The 20,300-nt window shown below is 33.3% G+C and carries 12 protein-coding genes; all 12 read right to left on the bottom strand.

Annotated elements, in window-relative coordinates:
* Nucleotides 1–132: 132 nt before the first annotated feature.
* Nucleotides 133–4,434: a type II CRISPR RNA-guided endonuclease Cas9 gene (gene cas9 / locus BM239_RS10815; protein ID WP_092208460.1), complete on the bottom strand. Its 4,302-nt coding sequence runs from the start codon at nt 4,432–4,434 to the stop codon at nt 133–135.
* Nucleotides 4,435–4,834: 400 nt separating this feature from the next.
* Nucleotides 4,835–5,581, bottom strand: coding sequence for a T9SS type A sorting domain-containing protein (locus tag BM239_RS10810; RefSeq protein WP_092208458.1), 747 nt, complete (start codon nt 5,579–5,581; stop codon nt 4,835–4,837).
* Between the two features lie 560 nt (nt 5,582–6,141).
* Nucleotides 6,142–6,891 (bottom strand): hypothetical protein, encoded by a 750-nt coding sequence (locus tag BM239_RS10805; protein ID WP_092208456.1) that lies wholly within the window; start codon nt 6,889–6,891, stop codon nt 6,142–6,144.
* A 600-nt stretch (nt 6,892–7,491) separates the two neighbouring features.
* Nucleotides 7,492–8,133: a DUF6266 family protein gene (locus BM239_RS10800; protein WP_092208454.1), complete on the bottom strand. Its 642-nt coding sequence runs from the start codon at nt 8,131–8,133 to the stop codon at nt 7,492–7,494.
* Nucleotides 8,134–8,494: 361 nt separating this feature from the next.
* Entirely contained in the window at nt 8,495–9,223 is a 729-nt protein-coding gene (locus tag BM239_RS10795; protein ID WP_092208452.1) for a hypothetical protein, read from the bottom strand.
* A gap of 1,040 nt (nt 9,224–10,263) precedes the next feature.
* On the bottom strand, nt 10,264–12,216 hold the full coding sequence (locus BM239_RS10790) for a heavy metal translocating P-type ATPase (protein ID WP_092208450.1): 1,953 nt from the start codon (nt 12,214–12,216) through the stop codon (nt 10,264–10,266).
* Nucleotides 12,213–12,575 carry a DUF3703 domain-containing protein gene (locus BM239_RS10785; protein ID WP_092208448.1) on the bottom strand — a complete coding sequence of 121 codons (363 nt, stop codon included), beginning with the start codon at nt 12,573–12,575 and terminating at the stop codon, nt 12,213–12,215. The genes BM239_RS10790 and BM239_RS10785 overlap by 4 nt, the downstream gene beginning before the upstream one ends.
* Nucleotides 12,576–12,630: 55 nt before the next feature.
* Complete coding sequence (locus BM239_RS10780) at nt 12,631–13,047, bottom strand: Fur family transcriptional regulator (RefSeq protein WP_092208446.1); 417 nt, start codon at nt 13,045–13,047, stop codon at nt 12,631–12,633.
* A 2-nt stretch (nt 13,048–13,049) separates the two neighbouring features.
* Nucleotides 13,050–14,255 (bottom strand): efflux RND transporter periplasmic adaptor subunit, encoded by a 1,206-nt coding sequence (locus BM239_RS10775; protein WP_092208444.1) that lies wholly within the window; start codon nt 14,253–14,255, stop codon nt 13,050–13,052.
* Nucleotides 14,256–14,259: 4 nt separating this feature from the next.
* Nucleotides 14,260–18,594, bottom strand: coding sequence for a CusA/CzcA family heavy metal efflux RND transporter (locus BM239_RS10770; RefSeq protein ID WP_092208442.1), 4,335 nt, complete (start codon nt 18,592–18,594; stop codon nt 14,260–14,262).
* A 123-nt stretch (nt 18,595–18,717) separates the two neighbouring features.
* Nucleotides 18,718–19,113 carry a hypothetical protein gene (locus BM239_RS10765; protein WP_245758232.1) on the bottom strand — a complete coding sequence of 132 codons (396 nt, stop codon included), beginning with the start codon at nt 19,111–19,113 and terminating at the stop codon, nt 18,718–18,720.
* Between the two features lie 80 nt (nt 19,114–19,193).
* Entirely contained in the window at nt 19,194–20,297 is a 1,104-nt protein-coding gene (locus BM239_RS10760) for a DUF4238 domain-containing protein (protein WP_072349417.1), read from the bottom strand.
* Nucleotides 20,298–20,300 lie beyond the last annotated feature (3 nt).

Genomic DNA, 20,300 nt, shown 5'->3' with positions numbered 1-20,300 from the left:
TGGAAAATATCGTGTTTTCTAATCTTTAATCAAACCACAAATGAAAAATCGTTGCAAAAAATTGAAACCGTCAATTTTCCGTTGGGGTTTGGTTGTTTAAGATAAAAATGTATGTCAAAGAACTATTTTAATCTAAATAAATTTTAGTTTGCCTGTTGGAGTGATTATAAAATCATAACCTTCCACAAGGCAGTCAAAACTATTGACACCCACTTTTATCCATGGAAATTTTTTGTGTTCTCCAATATTTTTACCGCCTTTCATTCCTGTTTTTAAATTCATGAATTCAGTTAGTGTTTTCTTTTCTCTTGCTTCAGTATGATGCAAAAGCTTAATACAAGAAGCTTCTACATCCATCTGGGTAATTTGAAATAAACGCTCTAGTAATTGGGACTCCGCCATTTCGAACAGTTCGTTGGGCATTTTATCATAAACAAGTACCATTTTACCCTTGGTCAAAATATACTTTAAAGAATTGTTATTTTCATCCTTCTCTGGTGCTATTGGATATAGTTGATTGTTTGTATTACTGGTTTTAAAATAACTGCCAGCTTCTAAATTATTAATTAACAAATTTGACCTGCTTACCTTTCCCTCATCATTAATCCCTTCATAAATTGCCATACAATAATTGCTATCATTTTTAGCAAAGTAATATTGTTTGTGCTCATGCCTTGAAACATCACGATGTTTTTTTATTTCTAAAGGCGCTTTTACATCATTAGCAAAATATCGAATCTTTTTTATAGGTATTGGACTTCCGTTTTTGTTAGGCAACACATAAAGTTCGTTGTCAATTTTATTAGTGATATCTTCTATTTGAGCTTCCATCTTTTGCCCTTCAACATCATTTACCTTGTTGATTTGTTTTTTTAAGGTTTCTATTTCTTTTTTTAATTGTTTCTCTTGTTTCCTTCCGTTTGTAACAATCTCCTTAATTCTATCATCAACAATGTTTTTTAAATCGGTGTCCGAAAAACTATCCAATGGTTTTCTCAATACATACTTTATAACGTCTTCTACTTCTCCTTTTTTATTTTTTTCTTTTCGTTTAATAGCACCATAAAAACTTTCTTTATGCAAGGCACCTCTTACAGTATCGCCCTTTTGGTACTTAATCTCGCCTTTTTTGTTTCTTTGAATGATGCCACGTTTGCGAATGGCTTTTTTACTTTGTATCGGCAAAACATCTAGCGTATGATGACTAATAAGTGTGTTATCATCAAAATTTTTAACATCTTTATTAAAGCCTTTCCATGGAATTCTGTGTTTAAAGGATGGCTTTGGTTTACCATAATATTTAAAATCTTCGTAATTATGGTAATATTCTACCAAAGCATCGTTAATATCTTTTGAGCAGCATGCCACAACCACGGCATCTTTAGCATGATGTGCATGATTGTCTCTTTCCTTTTTATCCAAGCCCCAAATATCCCTTAAATTCGACGTTGTTTTTCCTTTAACAGGAAATACTTTTGAAAATAGCGATTTAAGATACAAATTGCCATATTTACTGATTATCCCAATATCTACCGATTGACTATTTTTAAATCCTTTCGGGATTTCAGTCATGGTGAAGGTTTTGTATTTATTGCGATAGTATACATATTCAAATCGAAGTTTTGCTCTTTTTTGAATGTAACTATCTCTATTTTCTTTAGTAGCAGCGGCTTTAACTTTTTTGGTAATGTCTCTTGTTTGGTCTTCTAAACTTTTATATTTGGCATACCAATGTTTTATTCTTGGTAAAATATCTTCATGGTTATTACATTCAGCAGGTATTTTATTCTTTTTTACATCTCTATTATAAATAGAGCAGCATAAGGTTTTATTAGTTTGCGAATTGTCCAAACTTTTGCTTCTTGGAATGGTATGCTCAATATCAAATTTTGGATTGGCTCCAATAAAATCGCAAATGCTAATAGTTTTACCTGTGTAAAGACAGATTCTGTTTTGCTCTAACCAAAGTTGGTATTTTAAGATTTCATCTTCAGAAGGGTCAATTTCCAACCCACAAACTTCTTTGTAGAGTTTTTTTATGGCACCTATATAATCTTTTCTATTATTCTGTAAGTCATTTTGCCATTGTCGTATGGCTACCCTTTCATTGGCACTTTTAAGTTCTCTTGCCATTTCTATACGCACAATAGTGTTTTCATCTATAGCATCTTCTTTTATGAGTTGATTAATGACTTTGCGCAATTGATGAAGTGAACGCATAGCCATTGGGTTTTTAACGGACGATATTAATGGACTGCCTAAATATAGTTTTCCATCTTTATCGCTACGTTTTGCCTTATCGTAAACCTCAATAGCGGATGGATGGTAAAGTTTTTTTAATTGAAATTCACTAACATTAAAGTTATCTCGTAAAAAATCTTTTACACGTTCATCCAAGGTTTCCTTTTTCAGGAATTCGCCTCGTCCAGAATTTAAGGCCATTTGTTTTGAAAAGCGCTGAAAACTATCATTTAAAATAGTTTCTTTTTTGTCTTCGGAAAACGAGTTCCATGTTTCTAAACCGAAATAATCTTGAATGTTTTTATCAATATCCTTTTTAAAAGCATCAACTACAAACGTGTTTTTATCGTTCCAAGATTCTTGTTTGTCTTTTATATTTTTAATGATTCCATTAACAATATCAACCGAATTTTTATAAGTATTGTAAGTTTCTATGATTGAAAACACCTCCTTCTTTATAACGCTTCTGTCCGTTTCATTGTTCCAAATATCTTTTGGTAAAACATGTTTCATATTGGCTAAAAACACGGCATGCGAGTAAAGCAAGCCTTTTTCCAAATATGGTAGAATATTGCGAATAGCTTTTAAACTTAACGAACCATAATCTTGTTTCAATTTTACTTTTGAAAATTTTGAAGCAGTTTCTTCATCACAATCCAAATAATCTTTTACAAATTGTTTTAGCTTTTTGGTTTTATCAAATCTAAAAAGTACATGCCAAATAGCATCTATAATCTGATATTCTGTTTTATTGGAATTGTCTTTATTCTTCTTATTAAATTTTTTGACTAAATACGATTTCCAATCCTCACCAAAAACATATCTTAAATTAGCAATCGTTGGGCAACCTGAAACATTGGTATAATTACCAAAATTGAATAAAACATCAAAGTTTTTGGCATTTTTATCTTTGTAATATCCAGAGATAAGATTTTTGGGTGTTAGCTTTTTTGAAATTTCCTCAAAATCAAAATTAGGTTTGGATTTTCTGTAAAAAAGAGGCTCAATCAATGCCTTTTCATCAGTATTTAAAACTCTTAATTTATCTTCGTTTTCAGGTTTTATTTTAATGGAATTTATAAAACTGTACATTCTAAACAGTTCAAAATCTGGATGGGATTTTGGCACGCATGCTTTGTCATTTTCTAACGGACACTTTGCTACCAATCCTTTTTGCGATTTTAACGGTCTTTGAAAAAATATAGCGTTTTCAATATCTTTTTTTAACGTATTGGGTAAATTTTGGTGGTCACAAATTGCATGAAACTCATGTAAATAATGTTCTTCACGGTGCGTGTAATTATTTCTAATTCGTTGCCCTTCCTTATGTAATCCATAGAAATATTCCCCAAGTGTATTGCAATTGGCTTCTTCTATTTTAGAGGACAAATCACTAATGGCACTTTTAACTTTACCTAAAAACTCTTTTCTATTAAGTCGTTCGGAAAGTTTTTCCTGAATATCATCAAACGCTTCGTCTGCATTTTCTTTTATTATGGATTTAAACGCTCTATTTAAAGTAAATAACGCTTTACTGTTAGTATCTGTTTTATCATAAGATTCTAGAAATTCGTTATAGATTTTAAGCAATTCTTCTGGCGTGTTGCATTGCTGAATTATATCCTCAATTTCACTGTTTTTCTCTTCAATAATTGAATTGTCTGATGTATCTAATCTATTGCTTAAAAAACCTCGTCGTTGTGCTATGTGATAAAAGGCTCTTCCTAACTCGTTTCTATCATTTAAATTATTTAAATCTAACTTTTGGGTTGAAGCTTTAAAACGAAAAGCATAAGGGTTTTTGATTTGCTGTTTTCGTTCTAGCTCATTGTCTTGATTATCTGTACTTAACCACAATCTAAACTTATCATTGTTAGGATATATTTTTTTATAACGCCACAACTTTAATTCTTCGTCTGATAATTTTGGACACAAATTATTATCTGATAAAATTTTTAGAAGTTCTAACTTTCTTAATTTTCTCCTGTATTTTAGCTTTCTGCTACTTCTGTAGCCTGTTCGTTGCGATGCTTTGGAGCTTTCGCTACTTGTTTTGGCTTCAATATTTACACCCTCAGAGAATATTCTTACACCTTTATCAATTAGCGTAAACTCTTTCTCATTCTTGTCTTTTTCTACAACTGCCCAACCAATCGAGTTAGTTCCCAAATCCAAACCTAATATCCTACTCATAATATCTTAAATTAAATCAGCACTCAAGATACAAATTGCCTTTAATTAATGTTACGGGTTTCCACATTGCAAATTAAAAATGTTTTCAGTATATTTGAAACTGATTAAAATTTCTAATCTTTAATCTTATCACAATAAGGCTATATGCCGTAGATGAAAATCTTTAGTCCTGCATACTCTGTAGGACTTTTTTTTCACTCCTAAAACCCTAATTTTTAAGGTATTCAACAAATAAAAAAACGCTACAACTCTATCTGTCGCTAGGCAGAAAACAAATTAACAGCAATGCAACTTTCCACCTCTCCGCCTTTGCTAGAAAACCAAAAAATCTAAAAATCCAACAAAAAAAAACCCAACCAAATAAATTGGCTGGGCATAAATATAAAATCGCATACAGCTATTACAGCTTAATAAAACGGATCGCTTGGTTGTTATCAGCCTGTAAAAAATAAACTCCAGTTTGCAAGGTTTCCACCAAAATGCTTTGGACATTAATAAAACCGCCGCGTTGCACCACTTGCCCTAAAGAATTGTAAATAACATACTGTTCAGCACTTGGCAATCCAGAAACCTGCAGCTGATTATTTACTGGATTCGGACTAATAAACACCTTGTTTTCGGCAAGGGCATAGCTATCAAGACTTAAGGTGTTTAAATTACCCGTAAAAGCATCTATATTAATATTGTAAAAATCAGTTGATGTCAACCGGACTTCATCCACCTGAATATCACCAAACGTTAAGGTCGCTTCAATTCCTGTTGCAACCGTTTGCGTACTTCCAACTAAAACATCAGCCACATATCCTCCAACAAATACTGTAGCCGCATCTGTGCTATTAATAAAAATACTGCTAAAGGTAAACTCGTTACCATCCGTTCTTTTAATGGTCACTTTTTCAGTAGTGCCAAAATTTTCAGCACCTGATAACACATTAATGGACGCTGAATTACCAAGGCCATAAACATTTTCCCAAGCAAAATCGCCGCCATCTCCATCACTTGTAAAGGTAAAGGTAAAAGACACACCCTGAAGCGTTTTAGTTAGCGTTGTGGTAACGCCCGTATCCACATCAAAATTTTCCGTAAACGATTGCGCATAGCTAAATGTTACGCACAATAAAGCTGATAAAAAAGTAATTTTTTTCATAAGTAGGTTTTTTAGGGTTAAAAATTCGATGCTAATTTAAAATTAAATAGAAGTCTAACAACTTTAATTCACAATAAATCAGCAGTTTTTTTTAAAATTATAATAGCTATGAAATAAATACAAAAATAACACAACCTAAAAACCAAGGAATCCAGTTTACTTAAAAATAACTTTATAGCTTTACAGTTAAACAACTCCACAACCCTGTCTGCCGCTAGGCAGAAAACAAATTAACAGCAATGCAACTTTCCACCTCTCCGCCTTTGCTAGAAAACCAAAAAATCTAAAAATCCAACATTTATAAACAATAGCCTTACGGAATACCAGAATAATAACTAAATATTCATAATAAAATACCTGTACCCAAAACCTTTTCAACCTCGCGCCTTCCTGCCTTCGCGAGAAAAAAATAAAACCCTATACCGCCAAAAAACAAAATTCAAAGTTTCAATCCAACACAACAACAAACAACAGCATGAGCCACTTTAAACGTTTCACGCTTCACTTTTCATTATTCACTTTCCACTTCTCACTTTTCACTAGTCACTAGTCACCTTTCACTAGTCAACACCAAAAACTCCTATCCCAACACCATTCTCAGCATTTAGCACATACATCAACCCATCAACTTCTTGATAGTACCGCACACCCATAACAGCCAACTGCAAACCCAATCCAGTTGGAGCCGTCACAGGAGTAAAACCTAAAAAAGTACCCGCAAAATCCTTGGCCAAAACCAGAGGCGCAGCCAAATGCAAGGCAGAATCTAAAGTCTCAAAATTAAAATCCAAAACCCCAAACTGCAAGGCAATATGGGTAGAACCCGTTATAAACTGAACATGCTCTATATTAAATTGAGGAATGCTAAGCGTATACGTTGGCCAATCCATACCATAACTAAAAGGCAAAACCAACTGTGGTTTGCAATCTGGCGTATACGTAAAATCCTGCAACAAGCGTTTTCCTGCATCAGTTAGAAGTCCTTTATAAACCTGACGCGAACCACGTGCACTATCAGTATCCAATTTTTTCAAATCGGTAAACATGCTCATCAATCTACTATGAAAAAATGTAAACCTATGGTTGGTATAAAACGGTCGTAACGCCTGCCTAAATACCTTATTCACATGAGAACAATCTCCAAATTCACTCGCATTTTCCCGCACACGCTCCATACTTATTTTAGTTTTAATAGCCTCACCATTAAAACCACCACCAGCAACGCGTGCTACAGGCTTCCCATTCAAATAATAAAAATTAATCCCACCAATCGTCCCAACCAATGGAATAACACCTTTTTGCTTTGCCATAACATGAAATTTTAAAATGAATCACACAGTTCCAATCACAACAATCAGAATCACCCATAACACACATAATCCACTAACAACCAATCATATGAAAGCTAAATTACAAAATAAAAATGAATAGTTATAGCGTGGTTATAACATGATTATAAAATGATTAAAGCAAGGTTATAGTAATCTAGATAGCCACCATATACGGGAAAATAGTACGGCAAATACACAAAACATAACAGAAAGAAGTAAAGTAAGGCTAATAGTAGCACTAAAAGAAACGCATCACAACAAGAAGTAACATAAAGCTACCAGTAGGCGCCACGTGGAAACAATCTAAAAACAAGTACATGAATATCTAAATGCCTTTGCACCTCTGAAACTGTCAAACATGACATTTCAAAAACTATGGAACGCTTACCAGACCTACTTCCCAATACAATATTTAACTATCCCTATATTCATTGGTGTTGTAGCATTTGGGCAACAAATGGGAAACAAAAAACACAAAATAAGAGAAGATTAGCAACAAACATTAATAATGTTAATTACAAATATAGCATAAAAAAAACCACTCATAAAGAGTGGTTTTCATACATAAAACACCAAGCATTAATTAGCTGTTCCAGAGCCTAAATAAGTACTGTTTGATACTTGACTACCATCAGCAGTGATAAATGCCATAAATAGCTCCACTGTATCTCCTGCGTAGGTTGTTGGGATAGCAACAATTTGAGTTCCTACTGTTCTGTCTGTTCCATCAGTTAAAGAAATAGATTCTTTCTTTGATGGATTGTAAACCAATAACATTGCTTTATCGGTAGCGTTTGCATTACCTTCAGCAGAGTTATCATCCCAGTTAAAAGTTACTTCTCCCGCAGTTGTAAGATCAGTAGTAGGGTTTAAAGCAGTCGATAAACCTCCTCTACTTACCAAAGCGTTAGCATAATCTACATTGAAGTTTGGCTCAACTCCACCAATAGCATTATTTAACACATACGACATTGCAGCATTGAATGCTGTTTTCTTCACTGCTAAAAACTTATATCCTTTCTGGATGAAAGGTTTAACAGCTTGAATAAATTCTAAAGTCACTGTAAACTTATTTCTTTGGTTTACCTGACCTACAGTTCTTGGATTCGCTACACTTGAAGGTTTAATTCTAATGTAGTCAATTCCTTTCCAGCTTCCACCGATAATGTTTCCAACCTTACCTGAAAGCCCTCCTAAAATACCTTGAGCAATTTTACCCATAACATAAATGATTTAAATGAAACTTACTTTTCTTCGGACTTGGTACGGACTTAACACGAAGCTGTACCTTCCGCTGAAATATATGGCAAGTTTTATGCTATTCTTTCAATATGGATTTTGTTGCTTTAGATTGCTTCTTTTTGCATCAGAAATAAAAAAAACAATATTTTTTTTACAAAGAAAAAGAGAAAAAAGAAAGCAATTCAATTGATGGCGTGGACATACTGTCAAGTTTTTTGGAAAAAATATTGCTATACAAAATGACTACAGCAGGATATGCCAAAATACAGGTGCAAAATTTTTTTCAAAACCCGTAGGGCTTGAACTTTATAGTATGATAGCGGTGGATGTAGGAAGGCATCTAACTTTGCAACCTTTTTGCTTCTTCCTTATCTAAATATGGATGTTTAAGGCGTTCGTACATTAATTGTCTGAATGGTAAAGTTTCTTCGGTTGGATAGGCATTAAAGTAATTATACATTGCAATTGCCATATGCTTTGTAAAACGATTATATTTTTTAATTGGAATGAAATAAAGGCTATTCAAATGTTCAAATTTATAAAGGATGCCTTGTAAGGCTAAATTATTGTTCTTCAATTTATAAGCTAAATAGAAACTATTATTTGATAAAGCTACCTCATCAATATATTTGAAATTTTCTGCAATAAAGTCTAAATCCAAGTTTTTCCTAAACTTCCAATAGCGACCATTCTTTTTTTTGTGAATCAACTTATCCTCTGCTTCTTCAGATGTAGTAATCGTATTTAAAATAAATTTGTGCTTCTTTAATTTACCAAGATTGGTTTTTGATTCAATTATTAAATTTAAAATGCTTTGGTTATAGAAAGCGTCAAATCGTTTTAGGAATAGGAAAAATCTAAATGCTGAAATAACGAAAATAAAATCCCTTCGTTTAGCTCCTGATTCATTAATGTTATCATTCGTAAAATGAATATTAAATTCTTTCCTTTTATTATCAAAGCCTATTGATAAATGTTCTCCTTCTTTTAATATTGGTGCATTAAAAATGAAACCATTTTCATCAGTATAATTAAAACGCAGATATAGTTTTTTTAAATCATCAATCATTCTACAAAGTTACTATTTATTCTTTCGAGCAGGTAATCTAAAAGGCGCGAGCCGGCTGCGAGATGAGCAAGGGTGTTGTGGTAATAGCACGTTGCATTTTTTTTGCATAAGTGCGTACCACAGCAACGGTTTACCGCAAGGGTGGCGGATTTTTTGATTCTTATATTATATCAGAAGGGTTTTTATTCGTAGTTCAAAATATTACTGTTTAGGCAAGTGCAAGGATTGAAGGAAGCAATGGAAGGTATGGGAATAGTTTTCATTTAAGGTTTGCCGTATTTGATACGAAGTAATGAAGTTAAGGAAATGCCGTATTTGAAGGAAGTTAGGAATTGAATTTATCTGAAGGCAAACCGTAATGTAGAAACTATTGTGTGGTGGATGTAATTGCTGACTGAATGAGTTGCTCTTGTGTACTGCTTGCGAAATAGGATAATCCGCAGTATTCATTGAAGTTTAAGTTTTCTGAAAAATCAAGATTTAAAATGCAATACTCACATATATTTAATATTACTGCGGTTATCTTATTTGCAAACTTGGAACATTCAAAAAATGTGACACCCGTAGACCCACATACTTTATTAAATCAAATGTTATAAGATTGTGTAATTTCAATTAATTCACAAAATAATCAATTGAAGCGAAATTATATGTGGGTTTTGCCCGAAGCGACCCGCAGGCTCGCATAACATTAAGTAGCGGTTGCCCCTTAATAATTTCTAACAGCACAACGTGCTAACCTTATTGGGATTTTAAGGGGCAAAAGTAGCTACGGGTGAGGAAGGCGAGTAATGTGTGAAATAAAACAAATAAAAAGTACCAACGAGGACGTGTCGCCGCAGTGGTACTATTTATGGTATATGCAAGCCCTTACAACTTGAGAGTTTTTTAATTATGAGATTGCTTCGATTACTACGTAATAACGATAAATAAACAAACTGGCTTGCAGATATGTTTTATGGAACTAAATGGAACAACTGACGAACACCTTATTACCTGCTCACGGATTATGATGTCATTACTAATTCTATTTTAATTACCTAATTCCAATTCATCCGTTGTAATCTAACTGCATTTAATATTGCTAATAATGCTACACCTACATCTGCAAATACAGCTTCCCACATTGTTGCTAAACCACCTGCACCTAAAATCAATACAATTACTTTTACTCCAAATGCTAAAATGATGTTTTGCCATACAATTTTGCGAGTGGAACGACTAATTTTAATCGCCTTTACCACTTTTGAAGGTTGGTCTGTTTGAATGATAACATCTGCTGTTTCAATAGCGACATCACTTCCTAAACCACCCATTGCTATTCCTACATCACTTGCTGCTAAAACTGGTGCGTCATTAATACCATCACCTATAAAAGCAATTTTATTTTCAGGATTTTGTTTTAAAAGCTCAACTTCATTTAATTTATCTTCTGGTAACAAACCACCTTTAGCCTTTTCAATATTTAATTCTCTTGCTACTTGTTGGGTAATGGAATCCTTATCTCCAGAAAGCATCATTATATTATTAATACCAACTTTATGTAAGGCTGTAATTGTTTCTTTTGCATCTTCTTTTAATTCATCTGCAATAACAACATAACCTGCAAATGTATTGGCTATAGATACTAATACTATAGATTCAACGATAGTTTCTGTTTCCTCTAAAACTTTAATATTATTTGCTGTCATTAGGGCTTTATTACCAACTAAAACAGTCTTACCATTTACAATACCTTTTAACCCTTTTCCTGCTATTTCAGATACTTCAGAAGCCCCATAATCTTCGCCTTCTGCTTTATATTCTAAAATGGCTTTTGCGATAGGATGTGTGGATTGTTCTTCCATAGCCATCAAGTACTGCATAAACTCTTTTTCATCCCAACCAATTGCTTTGATTTCTTTTATTTTGAAAACACCTTTAGTAACCGTTCCTGTTTTATCCATCACCAACGTGTTTATCTTGGTCATTGCATCTAAAAAGGAAGCTCCTTTAAATAAAATTCCGTTTTTTGAAGCTGCTCCCAATCCTCCGAAATAACCCAACGGAATGGATATTACCAACGCACAAGGACAAGAAATCACCAAGAAAATTAAGGCTCTGTATAACCAATCTCTAAAAACATAATCATCTACAAAAAAGTATGGTAGAAACGTAACACCTATTGCTAAAAACACAACTATTGGTGTGTAAATACGAGCAAATTGTCTGATGAATAATTCTGTTTTAGATTTGCGAGCTGTTGCGTTCTGTACCATATCTAAAATCCGAGCAATGGAACTATCTTTAAATTCTTTGGTGGTTTCAATTTCAATTACTCCATCCATATTGATACTTCCAGCAAATACTTTTTCGCCTTTTGCAATAGTATCAGGTTTACTTTCGCCTGTTAATGCAGCTGTATTAAATGAACCTTTGTCGGAAAGTAGAATACCATCTAAAGGGATTTTTTCTCCCACACGTACTTGCACTTTTTCACCAATTTCAACCGTTTCTGGACTTACAGACACATAATCATTGTTGCGATATACCAGAGCTTCATTTGGTCTTACATCAAGTAAGGCTTTTATATTTCCTTTTGCTCTGTTAACTGCTGCATTTTGGAATAATTCCCCAACTGCGTAAAACAACATTACTGCAACACCTTCAGGATATTCGCCAATGATGAATGCGCCAATTGTTGCAATGGACATTAAAAAGAACTCTGTAAACACATCGCCTTTTTTAATACTTTCCCAACCTTCCTTTACAACAGGAAGTCCAACTGGCAAATAAGCAATACCATACCAAATAATGCGAATCCAATCCTTGAAAACGGTAACATCAAAATAGTCTAACCCAATACCTATAATTAGCATTGTAAAACTTATGATAGCTGGTATGTAGGCTTTAATTTTACTTGAGTTGCCACTATTATTGTGACCATCATCGTGACTATGTTGCTCTTCTGAATTTGGTTTTAAATCTCTTAATTTGACTTTCTTTTTTTTCATTTTGAATTGAATAAATTTTTAATATCATTAGGTATAGGCATACGTTTTAATGGTGGTACATTTGCACCTCCTGTATTGCCGATTGGCACGTGATTAATGAACGATTTCCAACCTCCAACAATTAATCTTATTATTTGTCCAAATACTTCTTTGGTGTTTTTTTGCATTAAGCCAAACTTTAGCATTAACCAATGTGAATAGGTATGCTCAATAGGATAAGATTGACCTATAATGTGGCTTCTTTCTAAATGATACCACGCATTAGTAAAATCACTTTTAGCTAAAGCAACTTCATATAAACCAAGTTCTTTATTATAAGCATCTTTTAAATACTTTGGTATTTTATAATTCAGTTTCATTATTATCTCTTTTTATTGTAAAAATATAATACCAATGCGTGCAATGGAAGTGCAATTATTGCCCACTACATTTATCACAAATACCTTTTACTACCAAGTTTACATTTTCTGAAACGAACCCTTCTGGCACTTTAATTTGGGGAATTTTATGATCTGTTAAGCAAATGGTTTCATTACAGTTATTGCAATGAAAATGCAAATGCAAATCGGTTTCAATCTCGCAATTACAGCCGTTTTCACACAACGCATATTTAGTGATTCCTGTGCCATCATCTATTTGATGCACTATTGCTTTTTCCTCAAATGTTTTTACTGTTCTATACAATGTCGTTCTATCTGCTTTATCAAAAGCATTTTCAATATCACTTAATGTTACTGCTACTTCCTTTTCTGCAAGAAACTTATAAATTAATAAACGCATTGCCGTAACTCGAATATCTTTTGACTCTAATAATTGTTCTATTGTTTGCATAATTAATGTTCGTGTTCTGCTTCGCCTTTTTTCATTTCTGCTATAAGATAATAGGCATTATTATAAGCAAATGTTGTATTTGGTTTTATATCTTCAGAAAATTGAATAGCTATCCAATTGCCATCTTTTGCTCCTAAAAGCACTTCAATAGGTTTAAAACTCCAATCTTCATTTTCTTTTTCTGCCGAAAACACGAAAAATCTATCGCCTTCTTTTACTATGGCACTTTCGGGCAACGCCATAGTTTTCGTATTTTCAGTTTGGATTTTCCCTTGAATATACATTCCAGGAATAAGAATGCCTTTTTTATTCTCAATTTCTGCGTGTACGTGCACCGCTTTAGGATTATCTTCGAAAGTTTTACTTACCGAATAAATTTCTGCTGTTAATTCTTCATCTTGCATTGTTTGTACATTAAAGGTTACTTTTTGACCTTTCTTAACTTTATACACATCTTTTTCAAACACCATTAAATCAGCGTGAACGTGATGTGTATTTACTATTTCAAAAAGTTCGGTTTGAGGTTCAACATACTGTCCTGTTTTTACTTCTACCTTTTGCACATAGCCTTCAATAGGACTGCGTAATGATATACTTTGAGCAATTGTTCCATTTTGAACTGATGACGAATTAATGTTTAATAATCTCAATTGAGCTTCCAAACCCTTAACCATTGCCATTGAGGCTTCATATTCTGCTTCAGCTTTTTGGTGATTTGCACCAGATCCTACACCTGCATCGTACAATTTTTGTTGACGCTCATAATTCTTCTTTAAAAAATTACTATCACTATACGCATTTAAATAATTGGTTTGCATTTGAATAATATTTGGATGTGAAAGATATGCCACTACTTGACCTTTATTCACTTTGTCACCTTCAATCACTTCAATAGAAACTACATTAGCTCCAATTACTGATGTTATGGCAGCTTCGTTTTGTGGTGGTACTTCTAAAGTCCCATTGGCTTCCACATAGCCACTCATATTGCGTGAGGCAATAGTGTCTATTTTCATTTTTAAGGCTTCAAACTGTTGTTGCGAAAGCATCACTTCTTCGCCTTCGTTATGGTTATCTTTTTCTTCAGTTTTTTGTTCTTCGTTATGAGAATTGCCATTGTCTTCTTTGTGGCTTTCTTTATTTCCGCAAGCAGAAACAAAAATGGATAACATTATTATGGCTAAAAATTTATATAATCTATTTTTCATTTTCTTATTGATTAAAATATTGTAATTGAAATGTACTTTCTAAATAGTTTGCTAACGCTGTTTGTGCTTCCAGTTCCGATTGAATAGCTTCTTTTATAAGTTGTGTAAATGCTGTGTAATCAATCTCACCTTCTCTATAAGCAAACAAAGCACCTGTTTTTTGTTCTTTAATAAGTGGTAATACTTCATTTTTATAGAACAGCCAAGAGGCTTTCCATTTTTGGTAATTTTCTTTAGTTTGATTAAATTTAGATTGTACTTCCTTTTGCTTGAACTGCATATTTGATTCGGCAATTTGTCTATCAATATTGGCTGTTCTAACTTGTGCTTTTGTTGTACCAGATAAAAACGGTATAGAAATACCAGCTTGATAGGTGTAAAAACCAGAATTTCCATTTACTTTTTGCAAGCCACCTTGAAGGTTGAACTTTGGTAAATTTTCGGCTTTAGCAGCTCTATAGTTTGCTTCTGCTTCTGCGACTTGAAGTTGAGAAATAGTAAATAAAGGGTGTGCTTCTAAACTAAAGGATTCTACATTTATTTCGCTCTCTATATCAATTTCATTTGAAACTGTATAAAATTCATCTGAAACCAACCAAAGGTTTAACTGTTGTAATGCAATAGCATATTCACTTTTTGATTGCATAAATTTATTTTGAATCTGTAAGGCTTGATTTTTGGCAGCCGAATATTCTAACCGCGAAATAGCTTCTACTTCATAATTTAATGCAACTGCTTTTTCAAAATTGGTATAAATAGAATCTAACTCTTTGTATAAATTATACTTTCTTTTACTCTGTAAGGCATTTGCCCACGCTTTTTTTACTTCTAATTCTAAAGCTAATTCTGAAAGCTGAAAGGCTTTTTGGGCTAACTGAATACGTTGCTCCTGTAATTTTCTCTTTGGTGAAATACCAAACACGTCAATATTTGATTGACCAACTCCAATAGTTGTATAAATACCTGATCCATTGTTGATTTCTTCACCACCTGTAAAAATTTGGGTAGTACCAAAATCGAAAGCAGTACCTTTTAATTGTTGTTGCTTATCAATTTCAAGCTGTTGTTGTTTTAAACTTGGATAGTTTTCTTTAGCCAATTTTACAGCTTCTTGCATTGAAATATTAGGTAACGTATCGTTTATTTGTTGCGCATTTCCTGTTATTGGCAACAAAAACATAAAAGCTACCACAGCAGTAACTGTAATTACATTTTTGTTAGCTCTAAAATTGAATGATTTGTTTTCTACCCAATGATATAATATAGGTAAAACGAATAATGTTAATAAGGTAGAGGTTAACAAACCACCAATTACAACGGTTGCTAAAGGTCGCTGAACTTCTGCACCAGCTGATGCTGAAATTGCCATAGGTAGAAAGCCTAAAACATCTGTAAAAGCAGTTAACATTATAGGTCTAATTCTTCGCTTTGTACCTTCTATAATTCTATCTTTTAGATTGGTAACTCCTTCTTCTTTTAATTCATTCAGACCACTAATCATTACTAATCCGTTTAATACTGCAACACCAAATAAAACAATAAAACCAACACCTGCCGAAATACTAAAAGGCATATCACGCATCCATAAGGCTACAACTCCTCCAATGGTTGCCATTGGGATAGCTATGTAAATCATCAACGTTTGTGGTAACGATTTTAATGCAAAATATATGAGTACAAAAATGAGCAATAATGCAATAGGCACAACGGTTTGTAAACGGTTACTGGCGCGCTCTAAATTTTCAAAAGCACCGCCATAGCGAATGAAATAACCTGATGGTAGTTCTAATTGTGCATCTAATTTTGATTTTATTTCAGTCACCAACGATTTTACATCACGCCCTCTTACATTGATACCAACATAGGTTCTTCTATTGGTATTGTCCCTGCTGATTTGCATTGGACCTCCTTTGTAACTTACATCAGCTACCTCGCGAAGTGGAATTTGTGCACCAGAAGGCAAGTTGATATACAAATTTTGCACATCTGTTATGTCTTTACGATTATGAGAACTTAACCTAACCACCAAATCAAATCGCTTTTCGCCTTCAAAAATAGTTCCTGCTATTCCTCCTGCAAAAGCTGATTGCACAATTTGATTTAATGTGTTTATTTGAAGTCCATATTGTGCCAATTTACTTCTGTTATACGTAATTGTCATTTGGGGTAAACCTGTTGTAGCTTCCGCTTTCATATCGCCAATACCTTCCGTACCAGCAATAATTTTAGATATTTCTTCAGCTTTTTGAGACAGTAGATTTATATCTTCTCCATAAAGTTTAATAGCAATATCTTCTCTAACACCTTCAAGCAGTTCATTAAAACGCATTTCAATAGGTTGAGTAAATTCATAGTTAACACCAGGAACGATTTCAACCGCTTCTTTCATCTTCTCTATCAATTCATCTTTAGAAGTAGCTGTTGTCCATTCACTTTTTGGTTTCAAGATTACAAAAACATCAGCTAAATCCATTGGCATTGGGTCTGTTGGAATTTCTGCAACACCAATTCGACTTACAATTTTCTCAACTTCTGGAAACTTTGCTTTTACAATTTGTTCAATTTTTGTAGTCGTTTCAATCGTTTCTGTAAGTGAGCTTCCGGGTTTTAAAATGGCGTGAAATGCAATGTCGCCTTCATCTAATTGTGGAATAAATTCGCCGCCCATTCTCGTGAACATAAAGACTGTAATTCCGAATAGCACGACTGCAATACCAATAATCCATTTTCCTTTTTGCAATGCTTTTACCAATAAAGGTTGATACTTATCCTCAACCCAATGCACAAATCTATCTCCATAAGATTTTTTATCGTTTTTTGGTGCTCGTAACACCAATGCAGACATCATTGGCACATACGTCAAACAAAGTACCATTGCACCAATCATTGCAAAAATAAAGGTCAATGCCATTGGTTTGAACATTTTCCCTTCGATGCCTTCTAATGCCAAAATAGGAAGAAAGACAATTAGAATAATTAACTGACCAAAGAAGGCAGCATTCATCATTTTTTTTGAGGCATCCGCAGCAACACCATCACGTTCTTTAGATGTCAACTTCCTTTTCTTTAGAACTTGTGAAGCAATTAGAAAAACGGTGCTTTCTACAATAATCACAGCACCATCGACAATAATTCCGAAATCTATTGCTCCCAGACTCATTAAATTAGCCCAAACATCAAACACATTCATTAGTATAAATGCAAACAGCAGCGATAATGGAATTGTAGAAGCTACTATTAAACCACCACGCCAATTGCCTAATAAGAAAATAAGGACAAATATTACTATTAATGCACCTTCAATTAGGTTGGTAGCAACCGTTGAAGTCGTTTCTGCTATTAATTTGCTTCGGTCTAACAAAGGTTCGATAATGACACCTTCTGGCAATGATTTTTCAATTTGAGCCATTCGTTCTTTTACGTTCTCGATAACATCATTTGAATTTGCTCCTTTAAGCATCATTACTAATCCCCCAACGACTTCGCCTTCTCCATCTTGAGTTAAAGCACCATAGCGAATGGCAGCACCAAATTGTACTGTTGCAATGTCGCCAACGGTAATTGGAATATTGTTAGTGTTTTTAACCGTAATCTTTTTAATATCCTCTAAACTACGCACCAAACCTTCTCCACGAATAAAATTGGCTTGATGGTTCTTTTCAATGTATGCTCCACCTGTGTTTTGATTATTAGCTTCAAGAGCTTCAAAAACATCGGTAATTGTTAAACCAATAGCTTTTAGTTCGTTTGGGTCAACAGCAACTTCATACTGTTTAATTTTTCCACCTATGGCATTTACCTCAACTACACCTTCTACCATTGCCATTTGACGTTGTACAATCCAATCTTGCATTGTGCGCAAATCAGTAACCGAATATTTGTCTTTATACTCTGGTTTTACTTTAAGTGTGTATTGATAAATTTCTCCTAATCCAGAAGAGATAGGTCCCATAGCAGGTTCGCCAAAACCACTTGGAATTTGTTCTTTAACTTCGTTTAGCTTTTCAGCTACTAATTGACGTGGTAGATAGGTTCCCATAGCATCGTCAAAAACTATAGTAACCACAGATAAGCCAAAACGAGAAATGGAACGAATTTCCTTTACATCAGGTAGGTTGCTCATTGCAACTTCTACTGGATAGGTTACAAATTGTTCAATGTCCTCTGTACCTAAATTGGGTGCTTGTGTAATAACCTGTACTTGGTTGTTGGTAATATCTGGAACAGCATCGATGGGCACTTGGGTCATACTCCAAATACCTGCTCCAATAATGGTAAGCGTTAGCAAACCAATAATGAATTTGTTATTGATTGAAAAATCAATGATTTTATTAATCATAGAAAATGTTTTAATTCAGTTAAACTTTTCGGTACAATTCTGATATAGAAAATAGAATTACACGAAATGAAAAGAACCATATAGGTTCAAAATTGGATATAGTTATCCTTTAAAAAAACTGAATTATGCCCTTGGTGGCTGGAAAAGCGATTCCAAATATCTGGAAGTGAAGTTTACTTTATGTAAATTATACTGTTTTTTCTCTTCAAAATTTAGTCGATTGGTTAAAGCCAAAGTATTGTTGGCAATAATTAATACCAATGGGTGACAACATTGATTATGGGAATGAATAGGTGTATTTTCCTTATCTGGGCTATGATGATGCTCTTTATTTTGAGCATTATTATCAATGTAATCTTCAACTACATATTCAAAGAAAGAGTCTCCATAAAATTTATGGTCTTGATAATGGGTAATAACGTTTGAAATTTCTTTAATTGGGCCACAAAAGTCCATATCTATGCTAATCCCTTGAAAAAAGAATAAAATAGACATTGATATGGAAAAGAATATTTTCATATAATTTAGACAAATATATAAATTATTTAATGCAATGGTGTTGCAAATGATGTTGCAAATGATGTTGCAAAAGTATTATACTACCACTTACCCATTTTAGAAAGTACTTTTTTATACTTCAGCATTTGTATGTCATCCTTACAATAAGGGTGTTCTAATAACTCTTTTAGCTTACCAATAAATTCATTGGAAACAAATCCTTTTTTCTTTAAAATCTCAAATAGAATTAGAGCTTGTTCCGCTCTGTATTTAGCTTTTTTGACAAATTCCTCACCATTTTCTGGTTTTTCATAATGACTTTGAATATCGAAATGTTTATCAATATCTCCTTTATAACCAATTAATAGTTTTTCTGCATTCTGTTGGGTTACTCCATTTGTAGTGAATACATAGTCTCTATCTTGTGTAAGTCGATTAATTCTTGTTTGGCCATCTGCATAGTCATTGGGATGAATTTCTAAATAATGTGAGCGGTCTAATGGTAAAGTTATTACTGCTCTTGGGTCATATAACCCTTGAAAACGATTTGTTTCAAAATGCCTGATGGATACAGGATTATCGCAAGTTATGAGAGGTGCATTCGCATCATTAATTTTAATAACATTAATAGTACAGTCATATTTATATTTTACAAAATTCCCCCATTGTTCTAAATGGTTTACTAAATAAACCGTTCTTGAACGTTCGTTATGTTCTTTTTTTACAGCTTCAATATCATCAATGTGAAACTTTATTTTTTCACCATATAAGTTCATTTTTATCAATCCTTCTTCATCTGCTGTATGAGCTGCTTTATCAAAAATTTGATTATTCATACTCCGTTGAAGATTTAAAATTCTTGGTGTTCTAAAATATAGTGAGAGACAAACGTAGAGTATCTGTATTTTTTCTTCTTGGGTTACCGTTAAAGCTTTTTCATCAATAAGCAGGGAATAGACTTTTTGAAATTCACTATCTACATTTTCAGCGTAATGTTTTTCTAATGCATATTTAATCTCATCAGATTCTGCTGGAATAGTATATATGTTTTTCTCAAAACAAATATCTTTAGTACTAATCTGTTCTAAAAGAATATCATCATCAGTTTTATAAACATCAACAAAATAATTTCTTTTTCTACCTTCAATTCCAAAGTTCTTTAAATATGAACGTGGAATATAATGTTGTTTTATTGGGTTTGACATACT

The organism is Algorimicrobium echini (assembly GCF_900115185.1).
Classification (GTDB): domain Bacteria; phylum Bacteroidota; class Bacteroidia; order Flavobacteriales; family Flavobacteriaceae; genus Algorimicrobium; species Algorimicrobium echini.
The sequence above is the reverse complement of the archived record's forward strand: the minus strand, read 5'-3'. Positions and strand labels throughout refer to the sequence as shown.